This window comes from Amycolatopsis sp. SID8362 (assembly GCF_010550475.1).
Taxonomy (GTDB): domain Bacteria; phylum Actinomycetota; class Actinomycetes; order Mycobacteriales; family Pseudonocardiaceae; genus Amycolatopsis; species Amycolatopsis eburnea.
In genome coordinates this window covers 1-1,756 of sequence record NZ_JAAGNB010001088.1, presented here as the reverse complement: position 1 = coordinate 1,756, position 1,756 = coordinate 1, and the positions used below count along the sequence as shown (strand labels likewise).

Sequence of the window (1,756 nt, the reverse complement as noted above, 5' to 3'; positions counted from 1 at the left end):
GCACGCGGGTCCGCTGCGCCGCATCGCGAGCGGCTGGGCGAACCAGCCCGCCGAGCGCGACGACCTGGTGGCCGAGGCGTTCGCCCGCGTCCTGGCGGTGGTCCGCGCCGGCGGCGGCCCGGAGGGCGACCTGCGGCCGTACCTCGTGGCGACCATGCGGAACCTGGTTTCCCGCTGGGGCAGGCAAGGCAGCCGCGTCGAGCTGTGCGAGACGGTCCCCGAGTCCTGCGCGGCCGGCGGGGCCGACGAACTGGCGCTGCACCGGTCGAACGAAAAGCTGGTGTGGACGGCGTACTGCACGCTCCCGGGCCGGTGGCGGACCGTGCTCTGGCGGACCGAGGCGGAGGGCGACACCCCGACCGAGGTCGCGCCCCTGCTCGGACTTTCACCCAACAGTGTGGCGGCGCTGGCGATGCGGGCGCGTGAAGGGTTGCGGCAGGCGTACCTGCAGGTCCAGGTGCCGGACGCGGAGGAACCGATCTGCCGCGAGCCCCGCCGCCGGATGGGCGCGTGGGTCCGCGGCGGGCTGTCCCAGCGCCGAGCGTCGGCGATCGCGGCGCACATCGCGGGCTGCGGCTCGTGCCGCACGGTGGCGACGGGCCTGGACGAGGCCAACCGCGAACTCCCGACGACGGCGGCCCGCCTCACCGGCTGACCGGCCGGCCCGCTCGCCGGCGCGACTTCGCCGGACCCTGGCCCGGCATGTAGTGAATGACTCATTCATGTCGTCGGACGACATGAATGAGTCATTCACTACGCCAGGACAACGCGCGCACCCAATCCCGGGCCGCCCATCACCCGACGTTGCGGGAAGGTTGCCCCACCCCCCACCGGCGGGGTTACCGTGAAGCCCCGGCCCAGGAGGTGGCGGTGGACGAAGGCGTCTGCGCGGTCCGGCCCGGCACCGACGTGGCCGGGCACGCCCGGCTGCTCGCGGGCATCCACGACGCCGTCCTGGCCGGGAAGGCACCCAAAACCGCGCCGCGGCTGCTCGTCGAACGCTCGTGGCGCCGCGTCGCCGCGCAAGGGGTCGATCCCGATCGGCCGCCGGCGCCCGATCCCGTCGGGATCGCCGAGGTCGAACGGCGGCGGAGCGGCTGCCGGCTGAACGAAGTGCTGCCCGAGCTGCGGGGCGCTCTCACGTCGGTCGCCGAAGACGCGCGGCACCTCATGGTCGTCACCGACGCCGACGGGGTCGTCCTCTGGCGCGAAGGCTCGCGAGGCGTACGGCACCGCGCCGACTCGCTCGGCTTCACCGAGGGGGCCACCTGGTCGGAGCCCGCCATCGGCAGCAACGCGATCGGGACCGCGCTGGCCGAGGCCGCGCCCGTGCAGATGTTCGCCGCCGAGCACTTCGTGCGGTCGCACCACACCTGGGCCTGCACCGCCTACCCCGTGCACGACCCGCGCAGCGGCGAGCTGCTCGGCATCGTCGACGTCAGCGGGCCCGCCGAGACCGTGCACCCGATGACCGTCGCGCTGGTCGGGACGTCCGTGCGGCTCGTCGAAGCGCTGCTGTGGCAGCGGCACGAGGCCCGGCTGCAAGGTCTCCGGCAGCTGTCCGGGCACGTGCTCCGCGGCGGGCCTGGGCTGGTCGTCGACGACCACGGCTGGGTCGCCGCGCAGAGCGGGGTCTCCGGGATCGACCGGGTCGCCGCGCCCAGCCCCGGCGTTCCGGTGGCCGTGCGCGGGATCGGGGCGTGCGAACCCGAGCCGGTGCCCGGGGGCTGGCTGCTGCGCCCGAGCCGTCGCGAAC

2 protein-coding genes are annotated in these 1,756 nt (G+C 75.1%); both read left to right on the top strand.

Annotated elements, in window-relative coordinates:
• On the top strand, nt 1-655 hold a 655-nt coding region (locus tag G3I65_RS33970; protein ID WP_160699726.1), incomplete at its 5' end, for a sigma-70 family RNA polymerase sigma factor.
• Nucleotides 656-870: 215 nt separating this feature from the next.
• Nucleotides 871-1,756 (top strand): GAF domain-containing protein (locus G3I65_RS33965; protein ID WP_309235873.1); only part of this gene is annotated, 886 nt, incomplete at its 3' end.